Origin of the sequence: Marinibacterium sp. SX1, assembly GCF_050389775.1 — a bacterium.
Lineage (GTDB): Bacteria > Pseudomonadota > Alphaproteobacteria > Rhodobacterales > Rhodobacteraceae > Marinibacterium.
On the sequence record NZ_CP177144.1, the window covers coordinates 758642 to 777209 of the forward strand.

16 protein-coding genes are annotated in these 18568 nt (G+C 65.3%); 8 read left to right on the top strand and 8 right to left on the bottom strand.

Going from position 1 to position 18568, the window contains the following annotated elements; all coding sequences use genetic code 11:
* Positions 1-39 precede the first annotated feature (39 nt).
* The 3 genes from ACK3BB_RS03505 to ACK3BB_RS03515 are packed head-to-tail and all read right to left on the bottom strand — an operon-like array spanning position 40 to position 2515.
* The gene (locus tag ACK3BB_RS03505) at positions 40-438 is read right to left on the bottom strand and encodes a (deoxy)nucleoside triphosphate pyrophosphohydrolase (protein WP_428927347.1); all 399 of its coding nucleotides are present in this window, start codon (positions 436-438) and stop codon (positions 40-42) included.
* Positions 435-1661: a bifunctional glutamate N-acetyltransferase/amino-acid acetyltransferase ArgJ gene (gene argJ, locus ACK3BB_RS03510; protein ID WP_428927348.1), complete on the bottom strand. Its 1227-nt coding sequence runs from the start codon at positions 1659-1661 to the stop codon at positions 435-437. The genes ACK3BB_RS03505 and argJ overlap by 4 nt, the downstream gene beginning before the upstream one ends.
* Before the next feature lie 5 nt (positions 1662-1666).
* On the bottom strand, positions 1667-2515 hold the full coding sequence (locus tag ACK3BB_RS03515) for a peptidylprolyl isomerase (protein ID WP_428927349.1): 849 nt from the start codon (positions 2513-2515) through the stop codon (positions 1667-1669).
* Between the two features lie 180 nt (positions 2516-2695).
* Here ACK3BB_RS03515 and secA point away from each other — a divergent pair, with 180 nt between their 5' ends.
* The 3 genes from secA to ACK3BB_RS03530 all read left to right on the top strand — a co-directional run bounded on the left by secA (position 2696) and on the right by ACK3BB_RS03530 (position 8125).
* Complete coding sequence (gene secA, locus ACK3BB_RS03520) at positions 2696-5440, top strand: preprotein translocase subunit SecA (protein WP_428927350.1); 2745 nt, start codon at positions 2696-2698, stop codon at positions 5438-5440.
* 120 nt (positions 5441-5560) lie between these two features.
* Entirely contained in the window at positions 5561-6526 is a 966-nt protein-coding gene (locus tag ACK3BB_RS03525) for a hypothetical protein (RefSeq protein ID WP_428927351.1), read from the top strand.
* Between the two features lie 21 nt (positions 6527-6547).
* Positions 6548-8125 carry a phosphate ABC transporter substrate-binding/OmpA family protein gene (locus ACK3BB_RS03530; protein ID WP_428927352.1) on the top strand — a complete coding sequence of 526 codons (1578 nt, stop codon included), beginning with the start codon at positions 6548-6550 and terminating at the stop codon, positions 8123-8125.
* Between the two features lie 75 nt (positions 8126-8200).
* Here the strand turns inward: ACK3BB_RS03530 and radC are convergent, their stop codons facing one another.
* The 3 genes from radC to dnaK all read right to left on the bottom strand — a co-directional run bounded on the left by radC (position 8201) and on the right by dnaK (position 12248).
* Entirely contained in the window at positions 8201-8956 is a 756-nt protein-coding gene (gene radC / locus ACK3BB_RS03535; RefSeq protein ID WP_428927353.1) for a RadC family protein, read from the bottom strand.
* Between the two features lie 133 nt (positions 8957-9089).
* On the bottom strand, positions 9090-10244 hold the full coding sequence (gene dnaJ, locus ACK3BB_RS03540) for a molecular chaperone DnaJ (RefSeq protein ID WP_428927354.1): 1155 nt from the start codon (positions 10242-10244) through the stop codon (positions 9090-9092).
* Between the two features lie 84 nt (positions 10245-10328).
* Complete coding sequence (gene dnaK / locus ACK3BB_RS03545; RefSeq protein WP_428927355.1) at positions 10329-12248, bottom strand: molecular chaperone DnaK; 1920 nt, start codon at positions 12246-12248, stop codon at positions 10329-10331.
* A 226-nt stretch (positions 12249-12474) separates the two neighbouring features.
* Here dnaK and ACK3BB_RS03550 point away from each other — a divergent pair, with 226 nt between their 5' ends.
* Complete coding sequence (locus ACK3BB_RS03550) at positions 12475-13083, top strand: alpha-ketoglutarate-dependent dioxygenase AlkB family protein (protein WP_428927356.1); 609 nt, start codon at positions 12475-12477, stop codon at positions 13081-13083.
* A 39-nt stretch (positions 13084-13122) separates the two neighbouring features.
* On the opposite strand, the gene ACK3BB_RS03555 is transcribed toward ACK3BB_RS03550, so the two are convergent.
* Positions 13123-13731, bottom strand: a complete 609-nt coding sequence (locus ACK3BB_RS03555) for a hypothetical protein (RefSeq protein WP_428927357.1) — start codon at positions 13729-13731, stop codon at positions 13123-13125.
* 11 nt (positions 13732-13742) lie between these two features.
* Positions 13743-14564, bottom strand: coding sequence for an ABC transporter permease (locus ACK3BB_RS03560; protein ID WP_428927358.1), 822 nt, complete (start codon positions 14562-14564; stop codon positions 13743-13745).
* Positions 14565-14697: 133 nt separating this feature from the next.
* Here ACK3BB_RS03560 and cysQ point away from each other — a divergent pair, with 133 nt between their 5' ends.
* The 4 genes from cysQ (at position 14698) to galU (ending at position 18564) form a co-directional block, all read left to right on the top strand.
* Positions 14698-15498 (top strand): 3'(2'),5'-bisphosphate nucleotidase CysQ, encoded by an 801-nt coding sequence (gene cysQ, locus ACK3BB_RS03565; protein ID WP_428927359.1) that lies wholly within the window; start codon positions 14698-14700, stop codon positions 15496-15498.
* Positions 15495-16295, top strand: a complete 801-nt coding sequence (locus tag ACK3BB_RS03570; RefSeq protein WP_428927360.1) for a 3-deoxy-manno-octulosonate cytidylyltransferase — start codon at positions 15495-15497, stop codon at positions 16293-16295. Before cysQ ends, ACK3BB_RS03570 begins: the two co-directional genes overlap by 4 nt.
* Positions 16296-16308: 13 nt before the next feature.
* Positions 16309-17568, top strand: coding sequence for a glycosyltransferase family 2 protein (locus tag ACK3BB_RS03575; RefSeq protein ID WP_428927361.1), 1260 nt, complete (start codon positions 16309-16311; stop codon positions 17566-17568).
* Positions 17569-17670: 102 nt separating this feature from the next.
* A complete protein-coding gene (gene galU / locus ACK3BB_RS03580; protein WP_428927362.1) occupies positions 17671-18564 on the top strand; it encodes a UTP--glucose-1-phosphate uridylyltransferase GalU in 894 nt (297 codons plus the stop codon).
* Positions 18565-18568: the final 4 nt, after the last annotated feature.

Consider the following 18568-nt stretch of genomic DNA (forward strand, 5'->3'; position numbering starts at 1 on the left):
TCCGACTTCGGAACTATTGACGCAACGTATCCGAACGCGTCAGAGCCAGTCGCGCAGGATTGGAATCAGCGGAATGTCGGCTGCGGGCATCGGATAATCGCGCAGCGAATCACCCCGAACCCATTTCAGAGCCTGATTCTCGCGTCCCTGGACGATGCCGTCCCACTTGCGGCAGGCATATAGGGGCATCAACAGGTGGAAATCGTCGTAGCTGTGGCTGGCAAAGGTCAGCGGCGCCAGGCACGATGCCCAGGTGTCGATGCCCAGCTCTTCGTGCAACTCGCGGATCAGCGCCGCTTCGGGGGTTTCACCGGGCTCGACCTTGCCGCCGGGAAACTCCCAGAGCCCCGCCATGGCCTTGCCCTCGGGCCGTTGGGCGAGCAGGACCCGCCCATCGGCATCGATCAGCGCAACGGCTGAAACAAGAACGGTCTTCACGACCGGTAATCCGCGTTGATGTCGATATAGGCGTGGGTCAGATCGCAGGTCCAGATCGTTGCCTGACCGTCGCCCAACCCAAGATCTACCGTCACGACAAGGTTCTGCCCCTTCATGTAGGCGGCGGCATCGTCCTCGCGGTAGTCCGGGTTCACCCAGCCATCGCTGGCGACAAGGATGTCACCGAACCGGATGCTGAGCCGGTCGCGATCTGCCGCGGCGCCGGACTTGCCGATCGCCATGACGATGCGCCCCCAGTTGGGATCCTCGCCGGCGATGGCCGTCTTGACCAGCGGCGAGTTGGCCATCGCAAGACCATGGGTCCGGGCATCTTGATCGTTCGCCGCGCCGGTGACACGAAATTCGACGAATTTCGTTGCACCTTCGCCGTCGCGCACAACCTGATGCGCCAGGTCCAGCATCACGCCATGCAGGGCGTCCTCAAAGGCCTGTTCCCCGTCGACGGAGACACCAGACGCGCCGGTCGCAGCCAGAATCAGCGAATCCGAGGTCGAGGTATCGCTGTCGACGGTGATGCAGTTGAACGTCCGGTCGGTCAGCCCCGACAGCATCTGCTGCAACGCCGGCTGGGCAATGCGCGCGTCGGTGAAGATGTAGACCAGCATGGTCGCCATGTCGGGCGCGATCATGCCCGATCCCTTGGCAAAGCCCGCAATCCGCACGGTTTTTCCGCCGATCTCGACCTCTGCCGAGGCCCCTTTTGGGAAGGTGTCGGTGGTCATGATCGCGCGGGCGGCGGTCTCGGCGGCGTCCGGGGACAGCGCGCCGACAAGGTCGCCCAGCTTGGCGATGATCCGGTCGTGGGGCAATTTTTCCCCGATCACACCGGTCGACGCGGTGAATACCCGCGCCTGGGGCACACCTGTTGCAGCCGCCACGGCGGCGGTGATTTCTGCAACGGAATCAAGGCCGTTCTTGCCGGTAAAGGCATTGGCATTGCCCGAGTTCACCAGGATCGCCGCGCCGTCCGGGCTGTCACCACCCAGCTTGGCCTGGCAATCCAGCACCGGCGCGGCGCGGGTGGCCGAACGGGTGAACACCCCGGCCACGGCGCTGCCCGGCGCCAGCGTGGCCAGCATCACGTCGGTGCGGTTCTTGTAACGGACCCCGGCGGAGACGGCGGCGAAAGACACGCCGCCGATGACCGGAAGGTCGGGAAAGCTGGCCGGCGCCAGCGGGGACACGGGCAGGGCGCCGACCATCCGGGTCAGTCCAGCGCGTCGAGTTGCTGCAGCGCGGCCGGGTCGACACCCGACAGGTCGGGGCGCTCGATCTCGGCCGCATCGGTCAGCGATTTGACGTGCTCTTCGATGGCCTGGCCTTCCAGCTCGCTGACGATCTGGCCGCGCACTTCGTCCAGGGTCGGTGCCTCGGCGATGCGGGTTTCGTTCAGCTTGATGACGTGCCAGCCGAACTGCGTCTGCACCGGCTCGGAGATCTCGCCAGCCTCCAGTGCGGTCACGGCCGTTTCGAAATCGGGGACCATCTGACCGGCCTGGAACCAGCCCAGCTCACCGCCCGACGGGCCCGAGGGACCGGTCGAGCTGGTTTTGGCGACTTCGGCAAAATCTGCCCCGTCTTCAAGCACTTCGCGGATCGCCTTGGCCTCGGCTTCGGTCTCGACCAGGATGTGCGAGGCGTTCCATTCGCGCTCGCCCTCGGCATTGGCATATTGCGCGTCATAGGCGGCCTGGACGGCCTCGTCGCTGGTCACGCCTTCGAGCATGCCGGCGATTTCCGACGCGGCCAGCAGCGCGCGTTCCTCGTTTTGCAGCGACAGGGTCACGCTGGCCGGCGGGGTGCCATCGAAATGCTGGGCCAGGGCTTCCTGCTGGATCAGCTGTTCCAGGATGCCGTCGAACAGCTGGGCGACGGGGATCTGCTGATATTGCTGGGGCAGGTTGGCATACAGGATCATCATGTGACCCAGCGTGATCTCCTTGCCGTTCACCACGGCGACCACGGTTTCCGGCGAGGTCGCGTCTTCGGCTTGCAGGGGGCCGAACGGCAGAGTGGCAAGGGCCAGCGCCGGCAAGAGCTTCAGAGCGTTTCGCATAAGGTAAATTCCATGTTTCTGGCCGCGATGGGGCGCGGCGTTGACACTGTTTCGCCTGCCCCTTACATCGCCTTGTGGCCCGCAAGCAGGTCAGATCGGATTTCCGACACATCTACGGGCTGCGGTCTGGGCCGACAAGTGGCTGCCGGCCACGAATATGTCAGATCAGCGGGAGAGCGCATGCTTGGGATCGGAACACTCGCCAAAAAGGTCTTCGGGACCCATAACGACCGGAAGGTCAAGGCGACGCGCCCGCTGATCGAAAAGATCAACGCCCTTGAACCCGAATTCGAGACACTCGACGACGCCGGGCTGCAGGCCAAGACGGCCGAGCTGAAGGAGCGGCATGCCCAGGGCGAAAGCCTGGACGACCTGCTGCCCGAAGCCTTTGCCAACGTGCGCGAAGGGGCCAAGCGGGCGCTGGGGCTCAGGGCCTATGATGTCCAGCTGATGGGCGGGATCTTTCTGCACCAGGGCAACATCGCCGAGATGAAGACCGGCGAGGGCAAGACCCTGGTGGCGACCTTCGCGGCCTATCTCAACGCGCTGGCCGGCAAGGGCGTTCATGTCGTGACGGTCAACGACTACCTGGCCAAGCGTGACGCCGAATGGATGGGCAAGGTCTATGAGCTGCTGGGCCTGTCGGCCGGCGTGATCTTTCCCGACATGGGGCCTGAGAACCGGTTCGCGGCCTACCAGGCCGACATCGTCTTCGGCACCAACAACGAATTCGGCTTTGATTACCTGCGCGACAACATGAAGTCGGACCTGGCGCAAATCTTCCAGAAGCAGCATTTCTTCGCCATCGTCGACGAGGTGGACTCGATCCTGATCGACGAGGCCCGGACCCCGCTGATCATCTCGGGCCCGGCCCAGGACCGGTCCGAGCTGTACCGCAACATCGACGCGGTTGTGCCCTCGCTGACCGATGCGCATTACGAGCTGGACGAGAAACAGCGCAACGTGACGTTCACCGAGGACGGCAACGAGTTCATCGAGGAACAATTGCAGGTGCGCGGGCTGCTGGAAGAGGGTCACACGCTTTACGATCCCGAAAGCACGACCGTGGTTCACCACCTGAACCAGGCGCTGCGGGCGCACAAGCTGTTCCAGAAGGACAAGGATTACATCGTCCGCGACGGCCAGGTCGTGCTGATCGACGAATTCACCGGCCGCATGATGCATGGCCGCCGCCTGTCCGAGGGCCTGCACCAGGCGCTTGAGGCCAAGGAGGGCGTGAAAATCATGCCCGAGAACGTCACGCTGGCCAGCGTGACCCTGCAGAACTATTTCCGGCTGTACGACAAGCTGTCGGGCATGACCGGCACGGCGGCAACCGAAGCCGAGGAATTTGCCGAGATCTACGGCCTGGGCGTGGTCGAAGTGCCGACCAACAAGCCGATTGCCCGGGTCGACGAAGATGACCAGGTCTATCGCTCGGCGGCCGAGAAATACGGGGCGATGATCGAAGAGATCAAGCTGGCCCATGGCAAGGGTCAGCCGATCCTGGTGGGCACGACGTCGATCGAAAAGTCGGAAATGCTGAGCCAGATGCTGACCAAGGAAGGCATCAAGCACAACGTCCTGAACGCCCGGCACCACGAACAGGAAGCCCAGATCGTGGCCGAGGCCGGCCACCTGGGCGCGGTGACCATCGCGACCAACATGGCCGGGCGGGGCACCGACATCCAGCTGGGCGGCAATGTCGAGATGAAGGTCCTGGCCGCGCTGGCCGAGAACCCCGATGCCGATCCCCACGCCCTGCGCGAGGCCGAAGAGGCCCGCCATGCCGACGAGAAACGCAAGGTGATGGAGGCCGGCGGCCTGTATGTCATCGCGTCGGAACGCCACGAAAGCCGGCGCATCGACAACCAGCTGCGCGGCCGCTCGGGCCGTCAGGGCGACCCGGGGCGCACGTCGTTCTACCTGTCGCTCGAAGACGACCTGATGCGCATCTTCGGCTCCGATCGCCTGGACAAGGTGCTCAAGACCCTGGGCCTGCAGGAAGGCGAGGCCATCGTGCATCCTTGGGTGAACAAGTCGCTGGAACGCGCCCAGGCCAAGGTCGAGGGCCGCAACTTCGACATGCGCAAGCAGCTGCTGAAGTTCGACGACGTGATGAACGACCAGCGCAAGGTGATCTTTTCGCAGCGCCACGAGATCATGGCGACCAAGGATCTGAACGAGATCACGACCGACATGCGCCACCAGGTGATCGACGACCTGGTCGAGATCCACATGCCGCCGAAATCCTATGCTGACCAATGGGATAACGAAGGCCTCTATGCCGCGGTGATCGAAAAGCTGGGCATTGACGTGCCGGTGATCGAATGGGCCGAAGAGGATGGCGTCGACGACGAGGAAATCCGCGAGCGGCTGGAAAAGGCGACCGACGAGCACATGGCCAAGAAGGCCGCGGCTTTCGGTCCCGAGACCATGCGCAACATCGAAAAGCAGGTCCTGCTGCAGACGATCGACCAGAAATGGCGCGAACACCTGCTGACGCTGGAACACCTGCGCTCGGTCATCGGCTTCCGGGGCTATGCCAACCGCGATCCGCTGAACGAATACAAGAACGAGAGCTTCCAGCTGTTCGAAGGCATGCTGGACAGCCTGCGCGAGGCGGTGACGACCCAGCTGGCCCATGTCCGGCCCATGTCCGAAGAGGAAATGGCCCAGATCCGTGCCCAGATGGCCGCCGACCAGCCGGAAATGCTGCGCGCGGCCCGCGAGCAGATGGGCCAGGCCAGCGCGCCCGAACCCGCCGGCGCCGCGGCTGCCGAGGCCGGGACCGAAACAGCCGAAGCCCCGGCCCCCGGTTTCGTCGAGGACGATCCCAGCACCTGGGGCACCCCGGGCCGCAACGAGAAATGCCCCTGTGGCAGCGGAAAGAAGTTCAAGCATTGCCACGGGCGCCTGTCCTGAGCCCGGCCTGAGGCCCGGCATCGCCGCAATGCTGCCAGAATGACTCCCGCCCGGGGCCACAACTTGGCCCCGATCCGGCGCCATCTTTCCCTGCGAAGGACGATCCGGAAGGAGGCCAGCATGATGACATATCCCAGCAAGACCTCCGGGCTTGTGGCCGGGACCATTGCCTGCGCCCTTGCCATCGGCTGGGGCACGCAGACCTTTGTCGCCCGCACCCAGGCCGCCGCGCCAACCCATGGCGCCCCGGTTGTCACCGCCTCGATGCTGGGCGTGCCCGCCGCGGCCATTGCCGGCCACACGGTCGACCATGACACGCCTGTTCCCGCGCCGGCCGCCGAGACGGTCACCCGCAGCGAAGCCGACCTTCTCGACACCGACCTGCTGCCCGCCGGCCCGGTCGACCAGCTGGCCCGGCTGCCCGAATGTGACATCACCGCCCTTGCCGTGCCCGCGCCCCGGGCGTCTGTCACGCTGACGGTCGATGCGCCCTGCTATCCCGGCGCGCGGCTGTCGTTGCATCATACCGGGCTGATGTTCAGCGCCCTGACCGACGATGCCGGCCACCTGTCGGTCACCGTGCCGGCCCTGCGCGATCACGCCGTTTTCATCCTGTCCTTTGATCATGGGCCGGGCACGGTTGTCTCCGCCGATGTGCCCGATGTCGGCCATTGGAGCCGCGTCGCCCTGCAATGGCAGGGCCCCACCGGCTTCGAGATCCACGCGCTGGAACTGGGCGCGGGCTATGGCGACACCGGCCATGTCTGGGCCGGCGCGCCGGGCAACCCGATGACGGGCAGTTTCCTTGAGCGGCTGGGCGATGGCGCCGGGCCCGATGCCCGCGTGGCCGAGGTCTATTCCTTCCCGCGCGGGTCGGGCCTGAACGGCCTCGTCGCTCTGAGTGTCGAGGCCGAAGTCACCGCCGAGACCTGCGCCCGCGCGCTGACGGCCGAGGTTCTGGAACGTCGCGACGCCAGTACGCTGACCAGCCGTGACCTGGATCTGACAATGCCCAATTGCGCGGCCATCGGTGACTTTCTTGTGTTGAATAATCTGGTCGATGACCTGAAAATCGCGGCCAATTGAGCGGCGATCAGGACTTCAATCATGACATGGGCACGTGCGGCGTTCTGCGCCGCATTTTTTCTGGCGTTGGCGGGGGGCTCGCCCGCATCCAGCCAGGACATCACCCTGCGGTCGCCCGACGGGGCGGTGGAAATCAGCGGCATGCTGCTGGGCTTCGACGGTGAATTCTACCGCGTCGACACCAAGTTCGGCGAGCTGACCGTCGACGGCTCGGGGGTGATCTGCGACGGCCCGGCCTGCCCCAACATCGATACCTACGTGGCCGAAGTGCTGTTTTCCGGCGCGTCGTCGATGACCGAGGTGCTGTTGCCCGCGCTGGTCGAAGGCTTTGCCCGCCGCCAGCAGATGGAGGCCCGGCGGATCCAGCTGGACGAAACGCATTTCCTCTACGAGCTGGTCCGCGAAGGGGTCGAACGCCCGGCGGCGCGGTTCGAATTCCATGTCACCACGACCGACGAAGGCTTTGCCGACCTGCTGGCCAACGAGGCCGACGTTGTGCTGGCCAGCCGCGAGATCCGCCCCGAGGAACGCCAGCGCGCGATGGAAAGCGGCATCGGCGACCTGACCGAACCCAACCGCAGCCGGGTCCTGGCGCTGGATGCGCTGGTGCCGGTTGTTACGCTGACCCACCCCCTGCGCGAGATCTCGACAACCGACCTGGCCCGCCTGCTGTCCGGCGAGATCACCAATTGGGCGCTGCTGGGCGGCCCCGACGCCCCGGTCACGCTGCACCTGCCCGCGGCCGGATCGGGCCTGTCCCAGGCCGCCGAAGACCGCCTGCTGCGCCCCCTGGGCGCGCAGCCCGACGCGGATGGGCCGGGGGCCGATATCCGCCGCCATTCCCGGTCGGGTGACGTGGCCCGCGCCGTGGGTGACGATCCCTTCGGCATTGGCTTCACCGGTTTCGCCGAGATCGCCCCGGCCCGGGCGCTGACGCTCACCGGCAGCTGCGGTTTTTCCCTTTCGGCCACGCGGCGCACCATCAAAACCGAAGATTACCCCCTCACCGCGCCGCTCTTCCTCTACCTGCCAGCCCGGCGCCTGCCCCGGATGGCCCGCGATTTCCTGGCCTATACCCGCAGCGACCCGGCCCAGATCGTCATCCGCCGTTCGGGCTTTGTCGACCAGGCACCCGAGGAAATCCCGATCAACGATCAGGGCGATCGCTTTGCCAATGCCCTTCTGGCCGCCGGCCCGGAAATCGCCCTGCCCGAGCTGCGCGCTATGACCCAGGCTTTGGCCCCGCTGGCCCGCCTGACAACCTCTTTCCGCTTCGAACCCGGTTCTGCCCGGCTCGATGCCCAATCCCGCTCGAATGTCGCCCAGCTGGCGGGCGCCATCGCCACGGGCACCTATGACACCCGCCGCCTGCTGTTCGCGGGCTTCTCCGATGGCCAGGGCCCGGCTGCCGACAACCTGCGCATCGCCGAGGCTCGCGCCGGCGCCGTCCGGGATGCCGTGTTGGCCGCCGTCGAGCCTGGCCTGGCCGATCGCGTCGATATCGGTGTCGCCGCCTTCGGAGAGGCCCTGCCCATGGCCTGCGACGACAGCGACTGGGGCCGCGGTGTCAACCGCCGGGTCGAAATCTGGGTGCGCTGACAGCCCTCCCGCTTCTTTCTCTTTCCAAGTATTCCCGGGGGAGTCCTCCACCGGAGGACGGGGGCAGCGCCCCCATCACAGGTATCCTTCGGCGCGAAAGCTGATTTCCCGCGACTTGCCGATCACCAGGTGATCGTGCAGCGTCAGCCCCAGTGCCTGGCAGGCCGCGTCGATCCGCGCGGTCATGTCGAAATCGGCCTGGCTGGGCGTCGGATCGCCCGACGGATGGTTGTGCACCAGGATCAGCGCCGAGGCGTTCACCTCCAGCGCGCGCTTGGCCACTTCGCGCGGATAGACCGGCACGTGATCCACCGTGCCCCTGGCCTGTTCCTCGTCGGCAATCAGGATGTTCTTGCGATCCAGGTACAGCACGCGGAACTGTTCGGTCTCGCGGTGCGACATGGTCGTGTGGCAATAATCCAAAAGCGCGTCCCAGCCGGAAATCGCGTGCCGTCGCAACACCTTGGACCGCGCCAGCCGGTGTGCGGCCGCTTCGATCAGCTTGAGCTCGCCGATCACCGCCTCGCCCACGCCCTTGATGTCGGCCAGGCGTTCGGGCGGTGCGCTGAGCACGCCGTTGAAATCGCCGAACCGGTCCAGAAGTGCCCGGGCCAGCGGCTTGGTGTCCTTGCGGGGCAGGGCGCGGAAAAGCACCAGTTCCAACAGCTCGTAATCCGGCATCGCCGCCGCGCCGCCTTCGCGGAAGCGTTGGCGCAGCCGGTCACGATGGCCCTGGATATACGAGGGCAACCGCGCGCCGGGAGCCAGCACCGGTGCAGGTTCGCCATCGAAGAGCGGCAGGGGGGATTCGGAAAAGGCATCGCCGGTCATGGCCCGAGACTAGGCCGTCGTTGGTTAGCGAAGCGTTAAGGAGAGGCATCAAGAGTGCCATCAAAAAGGCCGGGCCAGACGTGCCGGCCCGGCCCTGAACCGGAAGCGCAGACCCCGCGAGGGGCCGCAGGCATCAGCCTTTCATCGAATCCCAGAAGGATTTCACCGACGAAAAGAAATTCTTCATCGCCGGGTTGTTATCCTCGCTCAGCTCATCGAATTCCTGCAGCAGCTCTTTCTGCCGGCTGGTCAGGTTGACCGGGGTTTCCACGGCCAGTTCGATGAACATGTCGCCGGACCCGCCGCCGCGCAGGGCGGGCATGCCCTTGCCCCGCAGGCGCATCTGGCGGCCCGACTGGCTGCCGGCCGGGATCTGCACGCGGCCGCGGCCGCCGTCGATCGTCGGCACTTCGATCGACCCGCCAAGGGCCGCCTTGGCCATGCTCATCGGCACCTTGCAATAGAGGTTGGTGCCATCGCGTTCGAACAGCTCGTGGCGCGTGACCTCGATGAAGATATAGAGATCGCCCGGAGGTCCACCGCGCAGCCCGGCTTCGCCTTCGCCGGCCAGGCGAATGCGCGTGCCGGTCTCGACACCGGCCGGAATGTTGACCGACAGCGCCCGATCCTTTTCGACCCGACCAGCCCCGCCACAGGAGCGGCAGGGGTTCTTGATGATCTGGCCCATGCCGGAACAGGTCGGACAGGTGCGTTCGACGGTAAAGAAACCCTGCTGGGCCCGCACCTTGCCCATGCCCGAACAGGTCGGGCAGGACACCGGCTCGGCACCGCCTTCGGCACCGGTGCCGTTGCAGGTCGAACAAGCCACGGCCGTGGGCACGTTGATCGTCTTCTGCAGCCCGCTGAAGGCTTCTTCGAGGGAAATCCGCAGGTTATAGCGCAGATCGGACCCGCGCGAGGCCCGGCGGCCACCGCCGCCGCCCCGCTGGCCACCCATGAAATCGCCGAACAGGTCGTCGAAGACATCGGAAAAGGCGCTTTGGAAATCGGCGCCGCCGCCCATGCCACCGGCGCCCGGGCGCGGGCCGCCGCCCATGCCACCTTCGAAGGCGGCGTGGCCAAAGCGGTCATAGGCCGCCTTCTTGTCGGCGTCCTTCAGGATCTCGTAAGCCTCGTTGGCTTCCTTGAACTGGCTTTCGGCGTCGGGGTTGTCGGCGTTGCGGTCGGGGTGAAGTTCCTTGGCCTTCTTGCGATAGGCCTTCTTGATTTCGTCCGCAGACGCGGTACGGGACACCCCGAGCACATCGTAGAAATCGCGTTTCGACATCTGGTTGTCCTCTTGAGGCGGTCGCCTGAACGATGAGGGCCGGCCCGGATCCCGGACCGGCCCCAAAGTGTTCAGGCCTGGCCGTTACGCACGCTTGTCGTCGTCCAGGTCTTCGAACTCCGCGTCGACGATGTCGTCGTCTTCCGCGCGTGCCGTGTCGGCCGGTTCGGGCTCTTCGTCGCCGGAGGCCTCGTCCTGGCTGGCCTTGTAGATGGCCTCACCCAGTTTCATGGCCGCGTCGGTGACGTTCTGGATGCCGGCGCGGATCTTGTCCGGGTTGTCGGTTTCCAGCTCGTCCTTGAGCGCCGCGATGGCCAGTTCGATCGCCTCGACGGTCGAGGGATCGACCTTGTCCGAATGCTCTTCCAGCGACTTCTCGGTCGAGTGGATGAGGCTTTCGGCCTGGTTCTTGGCCTCGACCAGGTCCTTGCGGGCCTTGTCGGCTTCGGCGTTTTCCTCGGCGTCGCGCACCATCTTTTCGATGTCGTCGTCCGACAGACCGCCCGAGGCCTGGATCGTGATCTTCTGTTCCTTGCCCGTGCCCTTGTCCTTGGCCGAGACCGACACGATGCCGTTGGCGTCGATGTCGAAGGTCACCTCGATCTGGGGCATGCCGCGCGGCGCGGGCGGGATGTTTTCCAGGTTGAACTGGCCGAGGATCTTGTTGTCGGCCGCCATTTCCCGTTCACCCTGGAAGACCCGGATGGTCACGGCGTTCTGGTTGTCCTCGGCGGTCGAGAAGATCTGGGATTTCTTCGTCGGGATCGTCGTGTTGCGGTCGATCAGGCGGGTGAACACGCCACCCAGCGTCTCGATCCCCAGCGACAGCGGGGTCACGTCGAGCAGGACGACGTCCTTGACGTCACCTTGCAGGACACCGGCCTGGATCGCCGCGCCAAGCGCCACGACCTCGTCGGGGTTGACGCCCTTGTGGGGCTCCTTGCCGAAGAACTTGGTCACTTCCTCGACGACCTTGGGCATGCGGGTCATGCCGCCGACCAGGACAACCTCGTCGACGTCCGCCGCCGAGATGCCGGCGTCTTTCAGCGCCGCGGCGCAGGGCTTCATCGAGGCCTTGATGAGATCGCTCACCAAGCTTTCCAGCTTGGCGCGCGTCAGCTTCATCACCAGGTGCAGCGGCTGGCCGCCCTTGGGGTCCATCGAGATGAACGGCTGGTTGATCTCGGTCTGCGACGAGCTCGACAGCTCGATCTTGGCCTTTTCGGCAGCCTCTTTCAGACGCTGCAGGGCCATCTTGTCCTGGGTCAGGTCGACGCCGTTCTCTTTCTTGAACTCGTCGGCCAGGTAATTGACGATCCGCATGTCGAAATCTTCACCGCCCAGGAACGTGTCCCCGTTGGTCGATTTCACTTCGAACAGGCCGTCGTCGATTTCCAGGATGGTCACGTCGAAGGTACCACCGCCAAGGTCGTAAACCGCGATGGTCTGGCTGTTTTCCTTGTCCAGGCCATAAGCGAGGGCGGCGGCCGTCGGTTCGTTGATGATCCGCAGCACTTCCAGCCCGGCGATCTTGCCGGCGTCCTTCGTGGCCTGACGCTGGGCGTCGTTGAAATAGGCAGGAACGGTGATGACGGCTTGCGTCACGTCCTCGCCGAGGTAGCTCTCGGCGGTTTCCTTCATCTTGCCCAGGATGAAGGCGGAAATCTGGCTGGGCGAGTATTTCTCACCCTTGGATTCGACCCAGGCATCCCCGTTGCCGCCGTCGATGACGTTGTACGGCAGGTTCTTCTTGTCCTTGGCCAGGTGCGCGTCGTCCGAACGACGACCGATCAGGCGCTTGACACCGAAGATGGTGTTTTCGGGGTTGGTCACCGCCTGGCGCTTGGCCGGCTGGCCGACAAGGCGTTCATCGTCGGTGAAGGCGACGATCGACGGGGTCGTGCGGGCCCCTTCCGAGTTCTCGATCACGCGGGGTTGCGCACCGTCCATGATGGCGACGCAGCTGTTGGTCGTCCCGAGGTCGATACCGATGACTTTCGACATATTTGATCCCTCTCATACAAAGGCGATTTCACGAGACCCGGACCCGTTACGGCATCAAGGCCCCGACTGTGTGGCGCTTCGGTCACAGGACCTCGGCGCGTCCCGGCGTATATAGGGATGGCATCAAATGCCTGCAAGCGCGTGAACGGCTTGCATTCCGCCTTTCTTCTGCGGTTTGCCTTTCGGTAACACATGCGCGGAAGACGAAGGCAGAACGGAGGCTTTCATGGGCAACGCACCGGTGGAATTGCGCGGTTTCCGCATCTGGAAGGGCTACCTGGACGGGCCGGCGCAGGCCGGGCTGGTGGCCGCCCTGCGCCCCGTGCTGAAGGCCGCGCCGCTGTTCCGGCCGGTCACGCCGCGTGGCCAGGCGATGTCGGTGCGGATGACCTCGGCCGGCGAGCTGGGCTGGGTGACCGACCGCAAGGGTTATCGCTACGAGGCGCTGCACCCGTCCGGCACAAGCTGGCCGGCGATCCCCGACGCGGTGCTGGCGATCTGGGCCGGGGTGACCGGGCTGGAGCGGATGCCGGATTCCTGCCTGATCAACTATTACGGGGCCGATGCGCGGATGAGCCTGCACCAGGACAAGGACGAAGAGGATTATTCCTGGCCGGTGGTGTCGGTGTCGCTGGGCGATGACGGGCTGTTCCGCATCGGCAACACCACGCGGGGCGGCAAGACGGATTCGATCTGGCTGGGCTCTGGCGACGTGGTGGTCATGGGCGGTGACGCGCGGCTGACCTATCACGGCATCGACCGCATCCGCTTTGGCTCGTCGCGGCTGTTGCCCAAGGGCGGGCGGATCAACCTGACGCTGCGGGTGGCCAGTTAGACACGCTGGCCGGCCGGTAGAGAGGCCGGTGGAACCGTGTCAGGGCACCAGCGAGCAGCAGCCCCGGACGATGTCGGATTGATCGACGACCAGGTTGATCTGGAGCCCATACAGCCGGTCGGACATGCCGTCGCTGCAGATTTCGGCCTGCAACAGCGCGGCGTGGACCGGCCCGAGATCGAGGAAATAGCGATCGGTTTCCTTGGCGCTGACGCGGATGCGCCCGGCGGGCAGGGTGAGATCGTCTTCGCCCATGCGCGACAGCCGGGCGTCCTGCATCTGGGTGACGTCGAGCGACCAGAACGGTTCGGTGCCGCTGCACCGCATGTCCGGCGCGAACAGCAGCCGGTCGCCGGCCTTGCCGTATTCGGATGCCGGGCGGGGGCGCAATTGCCCGGTGCGCGCCCAGCCCGTGCGCTCGGCCAGGGGTACCTGCAGCCAGTCGCCGGTTTCGGTCACGGCGATGACCTCGACCCCGGGGGCATTGCCATCGAGATGGCCGATGACCGCTGCCGTCGCTCCTGGCTCGGCATGGATCTCGACCCCGTCGGCCCGTGCCTCGGGGGCCAGGTCGTAGATGCGGGGAAAGGCGGGGTCGGCCCCGGCCGTCCCGGCCACAAGCGCGGCGACGGATGCGACGGCCTTCACTGACATTGCTCTCATCGACGGGCGTTCCAGCTCATCGACGCCTGTTTGCGTGTATAGAATTCGCCCATCATCCCGATCACGACCAGTACCAACCCGACGATCAGAGGGTATTCCCAATTCGAATAGCGGGGGAAGTAGTTCTTGAAGGCAAAGCCGCGCGACTGGTCGATGATGTGGAACAGCGGGTTCCAGTCGAACATGGCCAGCATGAAGCCCGGCATCGTGTTGGCCACGAACATCTTGCCCGAGGCGATCATGTTGGCCCGCTGGTAGATCTGGCTGAAGATGCTGACGAAGGTCGGGAACCAGGGCTTGATCGACAGCAGCACGAGGCCAAGCGCCACGCCGGTGAACCAGGCCAGCAGCAGCATGCCGATGCAGCCGATCGGATCGTAGATCTCGATCGGATTGAAGGCCGCGTGGTAGATGTAGAGGATGACGAACATCGACAGGATCTGGATGTAAAGCGCCCCCAGCGCCGCCGAGCTGATCGCGATGGCCGTGTTCATCGGCGCGTGTTTCATGATCGCGCTGGCCGGCCCTTCAGAGCCCACGACCGCGCCCAGGGCCTTGACGTGGGTCATGTAGATGAAGATGCCCGTCATGATGTAGACGAGGAAATCGCCGCGGATCTGCGCCGACCGCAGGCCCAGGACCCAGAACATCACGTAGAAGGCCAGGACAAAGACGAACATCTGCAGCATGTTCATCGCGATGGCGATGAAGGCGTTGTTGTGCTGCTTGCGGATCGAACGGACGATCGAATGATAGGTGACTTCGGCCATGCCGAGGGCGATGGCAAAGTTCGACTGGCGCGTGGAGTGCTGAAACAACGGCCCTTTGTCCTGCTCTGATCCGGCAATGCCTTGCCTTTGTGGCACGGAGTCCTTGCCGTTCGGTTTCCGCGCCAGCATAAGGTGCGCGGTAGGCATTTTCAATCGAACCCCGATAGGACGGAGTTTATTCGTGAATTATGACGCACTTGTGCCCGTGATGCGGAAACTGGCGATCGAAGCCGGTGCCAAGATCATGGAAATTTATGACGCAGACGATTTCGACGTGAAGGTCAAATCGGACGACAGCCCGGTCACCGAAGCCGACGAGAAGGCCGATGCGCTGATTTCGGCCGGCCTGAAGGCGGCCTTCCCCGACATCATGCTGGTGACCGAGGAGCAATCCGACAGCCACAAGGCCAAGGGTGATACCTTTCTCATCGTCGACCCGCTGGACGGCACCAAGGAATTCATCAACCGCCGCGGCGATTTCACCGTGAACATCGCGCTGGTCGAGGCCGGCATCCCGACCCGGGGCGTGGTCTATGCCCCGGCGCGCAACCGCATGTTCTTTACCCGGGCCGACGGCCAGTCGGTCGAGGAAACCGGCGCGTTCGATCCCGAAACGCTGGGTGAAACCAAGGACATCAACGTGTCGAACCCCGACAATGACGCGCTGATGGTCGTGGCCTCGAAATCGCACCGCGACCAGGCCACCGACGATTACATCGGCAAATATGGCGTCAAGGACATGACCTCGGCCGGGTCGTCGCTGAAGTTCTGCCTGATCGCCACCGGCGAGGCCGACCTGTATCCGCGCCTGGGCCGCACCATGGAATGGGACACCGCGGCCGGTCATGCCGTGCTGAACGGTGCCGGCGGCCAGGTCGTGCGCTTCGACGACCTGACCCCGCTGGTCTATGGCAAGGACGATTTTGCCAACCCGTTCTTCATCGCCTACGCGCCGGGCGTGGACCTGAAGCCCACCGCATGAGCGTCCTGGTCGTCATCCCGGCCCGCTTCGCCTCGACCCGCTACCCCGGCAAGCCGCTTGTCGAGCTGACCGGCGCGGGTGGCGTGGCGAAAAGCCTGGTGCAACGCACGTGGGAGGCGGCGCAATCCGTCTCCGGCGTGGACCGGGTTGTCGTGGCCACCGATGACGACCGCATCCGCGATGCGGCCGAAACCTTCGGGGCCGAGGTTGTCATGACCTCGCCCCAATGCGCCAATGGCACCGAGCGCTGCGCCGAGACTCTGGCCAGCCTGGGCGGTGCGGCCGAGATCGTCGTCAACCTGCAGGGGGATGCGCCGCTGACCCCGCCCTGGTTCATCGAGGACCTGGTCACCGGCCTGCGCGCCGCGCCCGAGGCCGGTGTGGCCACGCCGGTGCTGCGCTGCGACGGGGCGACGCTGAATGCCCTGCTGGCCGACCGCAAGGCCGGCCGCGTCGGCGGCACCACGGCGGTCTTCGGGTCGGGCAACATGGGGCTCTACTTCTCCAAGGAAGTCATTCCCTATACCAACGAGACCTTCGCTCCCGATGCCGACACCCCGGTGTTTCACCATGTCGGAGTCTATGCCTACCGGCCCGACGCCCTGGCGGCCTATGGCACCTGGCCTGTCGGCCCGCTGGAACAGCTCGAAGGGCTGGAACAGCTGCGGTTCCTGGAAAACGGGCACCGGGTGCTGTGCGTCGAGGTCGACGCCCGGGGGCGCAGCTTCTGGGAGCTGAACAATCCCGAGGACGTGCCGAGGATCGAGGCCATGATGTCCGAGATGGGCATGCCATGAGGACCCGCCCGGCATGACCGAACCGACCGTCAGTGTCGTCATCGTCAGCCGGGACCGGCCCGAAGCCCTCGCCCGTTGCCTTCGCGGCGTGGCCCAGCAGCATTACACCAATTTCGAAGTGGTCATCGTGGCCGACCGGGCCGGCATGGCCCGGCTCTGGGCCATGCCCGAGGCCATCCATGCCAAGCAGGTGCGCTATGACGAGGCCAACATCGCCGTGGCCCGCAACCTGGGCATCATCGAAGCCTCGGGCGAGGTCGTGGCCTTCATCGACGATGATGCCGTGCCCGAGCCGTCCTGGCTGAGCCAACTGAGCCTGCCTTTCCTGTCCGACCATGTCACCGCCGCCGGGGGCTATGTGCTGGGGCGCAACGGGATTTCCTGGCAATGGCGGGCCCAGTCCGTCGATGTCACCGGCCAGGCCGACGACATCCGCGTCGATCCCGGGCGGGTCACCCTGCTGACGCCCACGGCCGAGCGGGGGATCAAGACCCAGGGCACCAACATGGCCCTGCGCCGGTCCTGGCTGGCCCGGCACGGCGGGTTCGATCCCGGGTTCCGCTATTTCCTGGACGAGACCGACATCAACCTGCGCCTGGCCGAAAGCGGCAACCTGACGGCCGTTGTGCCGGGGGCCGTGGTGCATCATGGCTTTGCGGCCAATGCCGTGCGCGACGCCGACAGGGTGCCCCGCGACCTGTTCGAGATCGGCGCCAGCTGGGCCGTGTTCCTGGACAAGCATTGCCCGCCCGAACGCCGCGCCCGCGCGCTGGCCCGGGCCCGCCAGGACGAACGGCTGCGCGCCCTGCGCCACATGGTGGCCGGCACGCTGGAACCGCGCGACGTGCGGCGGCTGATGAAGGGCTTTGACGCCGGGGTCGAGGACGGCCGCGCCCGGGGCCATCGCCGCATGGTGCCCCTGCCCGAACCCGATCTGCCCTTCCGGCCCTATCCGGCCCGGCCCGATGCGCCGTCGCTGGTGGTGGCCGGCCGGCCCTGGCAGGGCCGCGACCGCCGGGCCGAAGCGCTGTTCCAGCGGCAGGCCGGGCGAATCGTCACCGAGATCATCCTGTCGCCCTCGGCCTGGCGGCACCGTGTCAGCTTTGGCCCCGATGGTATCTGGCACCAGCGCGGCGGGCTGTTCGGCAAGTCCGATCGCAGCGATTCGCCGATTCGGGCCTGGCGATTCAAAAGGCGTATCGCCCGGGAAATTGAACGTGTACGTAGCGTAAGGCTCATTGAGAGGGAACTTGCCGACCAATTCAGAAGTTAGATTAATTGAACAGAAGTTCCACGCAGGCTCTGGCATTGTGTTATGCAGGCGTGGGATGCACACTTATTTTTGAAACGCCCAACGTGTTGAGGTTTTTGAAACATGCGCAAACGAGTGACCAAGGCGATCTTCCCCGTTGCAGGAATGGGGACACGCTTCCTGCCGGCGACCAAGTCGGTGCCGAAGGAGATCATGACGCTGGTCGACCGTCCCCTGGTGCAATATGCCATCGACGAGGCCCGCGCGGCCGGGATCAAGGAATTCATCTTTGTGACCTCGCGCGGCAAGGGTGCGCTCGAGGATTATTTCGACCATTCGCCGATCCTGGAGCAGGAGCTGCGCAAGAAGGGCAAGGATGACCTTCTCGAAGCGCTCAAGGCCACCAACATGGACAGCGGGGCGATTGCCTATATCCGCCAGCACAAGGCCCTGGGCCTGGGCCATGCCGTGTGGTGCGCTCGCCGGCTGATCGGCAACGAGCCCTTTGCCGTCATGCTGCCCGACGACGTGATCGCGGCCGAGACGCCCTGCCTTCAGCAGATGGTCGAGGCCTATGAACAGACCGGCGGCAACATGGTCGCGGCGATGGAAGTGCCGCCCGAAAAGACCAAGGCCTATGGCGTGCTCGATGTCGAAGAGGACATGGGCCACATGGTCAAGGTCAAGGCCATGGTCGAAAAGCCGGAGCCGGCCGAAGCGCCGTCGAATCTGGCGGTCATCGGGCGTTACATCCTGGAGCCGTCGGTTCTGCGCACGCTGAACAACATGCGCACCGGCGCCGGCGGCGAGATCCAGCTGACCGATGCCATCGCGGCGGATATCGGTTCGGAAAACGGCGTCTATGGCTATCGCTTCCGCGGCCAGCGGTTCGATTGCGGGTCCAAGGCCGGCTTCCTGCAGGCCACCGTGGCCTTTGGCCTGGCCCGCGAAGACCTGCGCGACGATCTGCACCGGTTCCTGACCGAGATCACCCAGGTCGACAAGGCCGCCGAATAAGGAC